Here is a 6,768-nt window from a genome sequence, read left to right as displayed (position 1 = left end):
TGACAAACACGCCGAGGCACCACAGGCCGCAGAATAAACGCACCAAAACACAAACAACCCAAGCGCCGCCCAAAACAAGGGCGGCGCTTTTCGTTGATACCGTGCTCTCTAATAGAAACGGCGCTATCGGTTATCCGGCGACGACACTCTGCCGTTGTACGCCCAATCCTTCGATTCCAAGCTCCATGCGGTCGCCTGGCTTCAGATAGGTTTGCGGGTTCTGCCCCATGCCAACGCCGGGAGGCGTCCCGGTCGAGATCACATCACCCGGTTGCAATGACATGAATTGCGACAGGTGCGAGATCACCGTTGCAACGCCGAAATGCATCGTTCTGGTCGAACCGTCCTGATAGCGATGCCCGTTCACCTCTAGATACATCGGCAGGTTCTGCGGGTCGGGTACATCGTCGCGCGTCACCAGCCAAGGGCCGATGGGGCCAAACGTGTCGGCGGACTTGCCCTTGACCCACTGGCCCGAGCGGTGCAGCTGAAAATCACGCTCGGACAGGTCGTTGACGACGCAATAGCCCGCTACGTGATCCAGCGCATCTTCTTCCGAAATATACTTGGCCTCTTTCCCGATGACGACGCCCAGTTCGACCTCCCAATCAGTTTTGCCCGAGCCGCGCGGAATTTCGACGGTATCGTCCGGGCCAATGATCGCCGAGGTTGCCTTGAAGAAAATCACCGGCTCTTGCGGAAGTTCCATACCGCTTTCGGCGGCGTGATCTGCGTAGTTCAGACCGATGCAGATGAACTTGCCCACATGACCCACGCAAGCACCGATTCGGGGTGAGCCATCGACCATCGGCAAGCTGGCGGGATTAAGCGCCCGCAACCATGCAAGCGTTTCATCTCCCAACGCCTCGCCCGATATGTCACTGACGATGCCCGAGAGATCGCGGATCGCCCCGCCATCATCCAGAAGCCCGGGTTTCTCAGCGCCTTTGGGGCCATAGCGGAGCAGTTTCATATCAAGTTCCTTCGTTGCTCAGATGGTCCAGCCGCCGTCAAGCGCAACGGCTGTTCAGTGGTATTTCTGCAGACATCGCTCGCAAGGGCCATCCTGCAGCGTCAAACATCCTCGGGAAGCAGGTCAGTGGGAATGTCCTGGTAGCACACCGGCCGTAGGAAACGACGGATCGACAGAGTGCCAACCGATGTAGCGCCGAAATTTGTCGATGCCGGGTAGGGGCCTCCGTGAACCATGCTGTCGCAGACCTCGACTCCTGTGGGGAAGCTGTTGGCCAGCAAGCGCCCGGCTTTACGTTCGAGCAGTGGCAGCAACGCCTGTGCGTCGGATTTGTCGCCCGGGTCCAAATGCAAGGTGCAAGTCAGCTGGCCTTCGATCGCGCGGGCAATCTGCTGCATCTGAGCCGTGTCGCGGACGCGGACGACGATGCCGAGCGGACCAAAGACCTCTTCTTGCAGTTTGTGGTCGGCCAGCCAGTCATCGCCGGATACCGTGAACAGGTAGGGGGACGCATCACGCGTCGCGCAGCTGGTGCCTATAATCTGGGTGACCCCTGTGCCCGCCGCGACTCGTGAAACCCCCTGACGGTAGGCGTCGGCAATGCCATCGGTCAGCATGGTTTGCTCGGCTATGGCGGACAGGCCAACTTCGGCGGCAGACTGGAACGCATCTGCCTCGGGGCCGTCAATGATAACCGCGATGCCGGGATTGGTGCAGAACTGCCCAGCTCCCATGGTCAAAGAGCCAGACCAGCCAGTCCCGATCTCAGCCCCGCGCGCGGCGGCGGCTTGCGGCAGGATGAACATTGGATTGACCGAGCCAAGCTCACCGAAGAACGGGATTGGTTCGTCGCGTTGCGCGCATAGATCGAACAGGGCACGACCACCAGCAAGGCTGCCGGTAAACCCAACCGCCCGGATCAGAGGATGCTGCACCAGTCGCGTTCCCACGTCCCGCTTGCCGCCTTGCACCAATGAGAACACACCGGGATGAACGCCTGTCGCCTTGATGGCAGCGTCGATGGCCTGCGCGACGATTTCACCCGTGCCCGGATGCGCCGAATGGCCCTTGACCACGACGGGGCAGCCTGCGGCCAAAGCAGCAGCCGTATCGCCCCCCGCGACCGAGAAGGCCAGCGGGAAGTTAGACGCGCCGAACACGGCTACAGGCCCCAGAGGACGCTGGATCATGCGCAGGTCGGGGCGGGGCAGGGGTGCGCGATCGGGCATGGCCGGATCGTGGCGCATGTCCAGATAGTCGCCCGCCTCAATGTGATCGGCGAACAGACGCAGCTGACCGACGGTGCGGCCACGTTCGCCTTGCAAACGGGCCTCTGGCAGGCCGGTTTCTTGCGTTCCGATTTCAGTGATCGCATCGCCGCGTGCGTCAATCTCATCCGCGATTTTGCGCAGCAATGCGGCGCGCTCGGCCCGGGTCGACCATCCGAACGAGGCAAAAGCCTCCTCGGCGGCGCCTACGGCACTGTCAACCAGCGCAGGCGTGCCAACGGCAAAATCATGGCTGGGACCATGGGCAGGTTCCGATGCAAAAGTGGCGTCTGCGCCGACCCATTCGCCAGCGATCAGGTGTTTTCCAGTCAACATATTGGTTCTCTCTTAAAGCAGGCCGCGTTGGGCGAGGTTTCGCATCAGATGTGAGGCCCCGAAGGTCCATTCAGGGCATTCCGTGGACAGGCGCACCGTGTTTGTAAGTGCCCCAAGCTGGCTGTTGGCGATGGTGACGATATCGCCAAGTTTATGGGTGAAGCCTCCTCCGGGCGTGTCGCGGTCCTGAGTTGGGGCAAAGAGCGTGCCCAGAAACAACATCAGCCCGTCCGGGTATTGGTGATGGCGTCCAATGGTCTGTTTCACAAGATCCGCAGGATCGCGGCTGATCTGGGACATGGAAGACGCGCCATTCAGAACAAACCCATCGGGTCCGGTGACAGTCAGCGTCAACTCGGCCTTGCGCACGTCGTCGAGGGTGAAGCCATCGTCGAACAGCCGGATCATTGGGCCGATCGCGCATGAGGCGTTGTTGTCCTTGGCCTTGCTGAGCAGCAGGGCCGAGCGCCCCTCGACATCGCGCAGATTCACATCGTTGCCCAGCGTCGCGCCCTTGATTTCACCGCGTGAGGTTACGGCCAGAACCACCTCGGGTTCGGGGTTGTTCCAGGTGGAAATCGGGTGCAGCCCGATATCCGCGCCCGCGCCAACCGAGGACAGAACCTGCGCTTTGGAGAATACCTCGGCATCTGGTCCGATCCCGACCTCGAGGTACTGGCTCCAGAGACCTTCTTCGATCAGCGCCTCTTTGACTTTTGCGGCCTCATCCGAACCGGGCGTGATATTGGACAGGCTGTCGCCGATCCGCTCCCCGATGCGCGACCGTATCGCGTCGGCTTTGGCTGGATCGCCTGCGGCCTGTTCCTCGATTACGCGCTCGACCATCGAGCCGGCAAATGTGACGCCGCAGGCTTTGACCGCTTGCAGGTCACACGGCGCCAGCCACTGATGATCCGCGTCAATAGGGCCAAGGTCTTCGCCTAGCGCCGCACGGACGTAATCCGCTGCATCGTCCCGCTCGAGAATATCCCGAACGGTTGGCGCAGTTTTAGACGTGACATCGACCACGCGGCCATCGCGCAGGGTCACAACGCAGGGGCCAATCCCAGCGCGCTCAATACGTCCGAGCCACAGCCCGTTGGAGTCCAGATTTGGTAGAGTCATATCAATCCCTGAGGTTATAGGCCCGCGCGGCGTTGCCACCCATGACGGCATCTCGTTCGGAGCTGCTGAGCTGGCTCAACAAATGGTCTGTAGTTTCAAGCCAGCGTTCGTAGCTGCTGGCCAAGGTGCAAACCGGCCAGTCGCTGCCCCAGATCAGGCGGGACGGGCCGAAGCTGTTCAGCAGGTGGTCCACGTAGGGGCGCAGATCATCGACGGTCCAATCGGATGCGGCTTCGGTGACAAGACCGGACAGTTTGCACCATGCGTTGGTCTCGCTGGCCAGCGCTGCCATATCCTCAGCCCAACCCTCGAATATTGCGTCCCGGATCAGCGGCTTGGAGCCGTGATCAATGACAACCTTCATGTCCGGATGATGTGACACTAGCTTTCTGAGCGGTCCCAGATGCTGCGGCAAGGTCAATGCGTCGAAGGTCAGTCCACGCGCTGTAAGTTCAGTAAAAGTGGGGGTCAGAGCGTCGCCCAGCATCCAGAGCGGATCGGCAATGTCTTGGATCATCGGACGAAGCCCAACCAGCGTTGGGTGCGCATCCAACGCAGCGATCTGGGTCGCCGCATCCGGGGCTTCGAAATCGACCCAACCCACAACTCCTTTGATAAATGGAGTCTCATCGGCCAGGGACAGCATGTATTCCGTCTCGGCCACCGTTGGAGCCGCCTGCACCAGCACGGTGCCTTCAATGCCAGCGACTTTCAGCATCGGGGCCAGATCATCAGGGGTAAAGTCGCGGTAGATCACGTCCAAGTCAGGCGTCAGCCAGCCATAGTCCCCCCGCGCCACGGCCCAGAAGTGCTGATGCGCGTCAATCCTCACGCGATCACGCCCTTTTTCAGGATGATATTGCCATAGAGCCTGCGCTCGCCTGTTTGGACGATGGCAAACGCATTGGCCGCACGCTCATAGAAGGCAAACCGCTCAAGCCCCTGTACCTTGGCCGGGTTGTCCGCCGTCGCGTCAATGATGTCCTGAAAATCGGCGACGGCTTCGGGAATTGCGTCCGGATCACCGACCACCTGCATGGTCAGGGCGGGGTCGATCACGAATGTATCCAGAGGCATTAAGGATAGAACGGCCCGCAGCATCTCACTCGCGGTTGAGCCATCCGCTCGGATACACTCAGGGCCGGTGCTTGTGCCGGGAAAATTCGCATCCGCAATCACGATTTCATCACCGTGTCCCATGGCTCTGAGCGCATGTAGCAGGCTGGGCGACAGAATGGGGTCGATGTTACGCAGCATTGGCGGCCTCGCTCGGCAGCGGTGCATCCGGACGGATCAGCCCCTCGGACCACAGATCAGACCAGAGGCCCGGGGGCACTTCCCGCTCTAGCAGGGCCACGTTGGATTGCACTTCGGCTGCGCTGACAGCGCCCGGCACGACTGTTTTGACGCACGGATGGCCCAGAACAAATTGAAGGGCCGCCGCGATCAGAGGAGTGTCATGCGCGGCGCAAACGGCCTCGATCTTGCGGACGCGCGCAAGTATGTCCTCGGGCGCATCGGCGTAGTTGTATTTTGCACCCGGTACGGCTCCGGTTGCGAGGATGCCGGAGTTATAAGGCCCGCCCAGAATGATCCCCACGTCGCGCTTTTCACAAAGGGGCAGGAAGCTGTCCAACGCCTCTTGTTCAAGCAGCGTATAGCGGCCGGCCATCAGGAAACCGTCGAAATCACCCAGACCCAGCAGCTTTTCACATACCTGCCATTCGTTCACACCTGCGCCGATGGCGGCGATCTCTCCGGCGTCCCGCAGCTCAACCAGTGCCTTGTAGCCACCGCCGTCGAACAGTTCACGGACCTTGGCGTCGGACATTTCCTGACTGCCCTGGCTAAACACGCAGACGTCATGCACCAGAAGGATGTCGGCATTTGCGACGCCGATCCGTTCGCGGCTGGCCTCGTAAGAGCGCATTACGCCGTCATAAGTATAGTCGAACACAATCCGCTTTTGCGGAACGTCCACGAAGGCCTCGGGCGTGACCTCATGGGGTTCGCAATCCAGCAGCAGACGCCCGATCTTGGTGGACAGCTGGATGTTTTCGCGTCCGAAGCGGGCAATCGCCTCGCCAAAGCGCCACTCGGACCGCCCAAGCCCGTATTGCGGTGCGGTGTCAAAGAACCGAATGCCCGCATCGTAAGCGGCCTGAAGCGCGGCCTGCGCGTCCTCATCCGACACCTTGCGGTACAGATTTCCCAGGGGAGCACCACCAAATCCCATCCGGGTCAGCGGAACTGGTCGCGCGGTACGGTTATTGAGCAATTCTGTCTGTGAAACGGTCATCCTGCCTCGCTATGCGACTGTTGGGTGAGGTTGAAAAGGTGCGGCTTTTGCTGCCTGAGTTCCTCGATGCGCGGCATCAACTGTCCCAAATGGGCGCGCATTGCGTCCTGAGCGGCCTGTTCGTTGCGGCTGCAAATCGCGTCAAAAATGGCTTTGTGTTCCGCCAGTGTTTCCGCAATCCGGCCGGGGGTCGGCAGCAACAGCATCCGCGCCCGGCTCACCTGCAGAGAAACATTCTGCGCCACGTTGGCGAGGCGGCGAAAGCCGGTGAAGTCCATCAGCATACCGTGAAACTCTTCGTCGGCCTGATAGAAGCCGGGAATGTCGTCATCTTCGATCAAAAGCTCTTGCAGGCGCATATTGCGGCTGAGGCGTTTGCGCTGATCTTCAGTCAGGTCCCGCGTCACTTTGGCGACGGTTGCTAGTTCGAGTGCTTCGCGCAGAAAGGCGCCTTCGCGGATTTCATCCATCGAGAAATAGGACACGCGCGTCCCCGATTGCGGGACCACATCCACCAAACCTTCAGATGCAAGCCGGGCGATGGCGTCCGCAACAGGCGCGCGTGACACGCCTAAACGCTCACAAACCGGGGCCTTCCGAAGGTTCGCGCCAGGTGGAAAGTCCAGCGCCAGAATCGCCGTTTTCAAAGAGTGGTGAACCCGCTGAGCCAGCGATCCTTCGGTGGTCGTAATCTCGGGCAGGAGAGAGGCGTCAATATCTTGGAGCTTGTTCATGGTCAGGTTTTAACATTCTAACATGTTAGTTGA

At 60.5% G+C, this 6,768-nt stretch carries 7 protein-coding genes; all 7 read right to left on the bottom strand.

Annotated elements, in window-relative coordinates; translation table 11 throughout:
• Positions 1 to 130: 130 nt before the first annotated feature.
• The 7 genes from ACR0AI_RS07480 to ACR0AI_RS07450 all read right to left on the bottom strand — a co-directional run bounded on the left by ACR0AI_RS07480 (position 131) and on the right by ACR0AI_RS07450 (position 6,735).
• Positions 131 to 973: a fumarylacetoacetate hydrolase family protein gene (locus ACR0AI_RS07480; protein ID WP_480672866.1), complete on the bottom strand. Its 843-nt coding sequence runs from the start codon at positions 971 to 973 to the stop codon at positions 131 to 133.
• Between the two features lie 101 nt (positions 974 to 1,074).
• Entirely contained in the window at positions 1,075 to 2,577 is a 1,503-nt protein-coding gene (locus ACR0AI_RS07475) for an aldehyde dehydrogenase (NADP(+)) (protein WP_480672864.1), read from the bottom strand.
• 12 nt (positions 2,578 to 2,589) lie between these two features.
• On the bottom strand, positions 2,590 to 3,702 hold the full coding sequence (locus ACR0AI_RS07470; RefSeq protein ID WP_480672862.1) for a fumarylacetoacetate hydrolase family protein: 1,113 nt from the start codon (positions 3,700 to 3,702) through the stop codon (positions 2,590 to 2,592).
• Position 3,703: 1 nt separating this feature from the next.
• Positions 3,704 to 4,534 carry an amidohydrolase family protein gene (locus tag ACR0AI_RS07465; RefSeq protein WP_480672860.1) on the bottom strand — a complete coding sequence of 277 codons (831 nt, stop codon included), beginning with the start codon at positions 4,532 to 4,534 and terminating at the stop codon, positions 3,704 to 3,706.
• Positions 4,531 to 4,959 (bottom strand): RbsD/FucU family protein, encoded by a 429-nt coding sequence (locus tag ACR0AI_RS07460; protein ID WP_480672858.1) that lies wholly within the window; start codon positions 4,957 to 4,959, stop codon positions 4,531 to 4,533. Before ACR0AI_RS07460 ends, ACR0AI_RS07465 begins: the two co-directional genes overlap by 4 nt.
• Positions 4,949 to 6,001: an aldo/keto reductase gene (locus ACR0AI_RS07455; protein WP_480672856.1), complete on the bottom strand. Its 1,053-nt coding sequence runs from the start codon at positions 5,999 to 6,001 to the stop codon at positions 4,949 to 4,951. The genes ACR0AI_RS07460 and ACR0AI_RS07455 overlap by 11 nt, the downstream gene beginning before the upstream one ends.
• Entirely contained in the window at positions 5,998 to 6,735 is a 738-nt protein-coding gene (locus ACR0AI_RS07450) for a GntR family transcriptional regulator (protein ID WP_480672854.1), read from the bottom strand. The genes ACR0AI_RS07455 and ACR0AI_RS07450 overlap by 4 nt, the downstream gene beginning before the upstream one ends.
• Positions 6,736 to 6,768 lie beyond the last annotated feature (33 nt).

This window comes from Ruegeria sp. BG3 (assembly GCF_056538485.1).
Note: the sequence above shows the minus strand (reverse complement) of the source record. Positions and strands in the feature narration are given on the sequence as shown.

Bases quoted from the DNA above. Each gene is read 5' to 3' on its own strand.
- ACR0AI_RS07480 (WP_480672866.1), bottom strand. From the start codon at position 973: ATGAAACTGCTCCGCTATGGCCCCAAAGGCGCTGAGAAACCCGGGCTT.
- ACR0AI_RS07475 (WP_480672864.1), bottom strand. From the start codon at position 2,577: ATGTTGACTGGAAAACACCTGATCGCTGGCGAATGGGTCGGCGCAGAC.
- ACR0AI_RS07470 (WP_480672862.1), bottom strand. From the start codon at position 3,702: ATGACTCTACCAAATCTGGACTCCAACGGGCTGTGGCTCGGACGTATT.
- ACR0AI_RS07460 (WP_480672858.1), bottom strand. From the start codon at position 4,959: ATGCTGCGTAACATCGACCCCATTCTGTCGCCCAGCCTGCTACATGCG.
- ACR0AI_RS07455 (WP_480672856.1), bottom strand. From the start codon at position 6,001: ATGACCGTTTCACAGACAGAATTGCTCAATAACCGTACCGCGCGACCA.
- ACR0AI_RS07450 (WP_480672854.1), bottom strand. From the start codon at position 6,735: ATGAACAAGCTCCAAGATATTGACGCCTCTCTCCTGCCCGAGATTACG.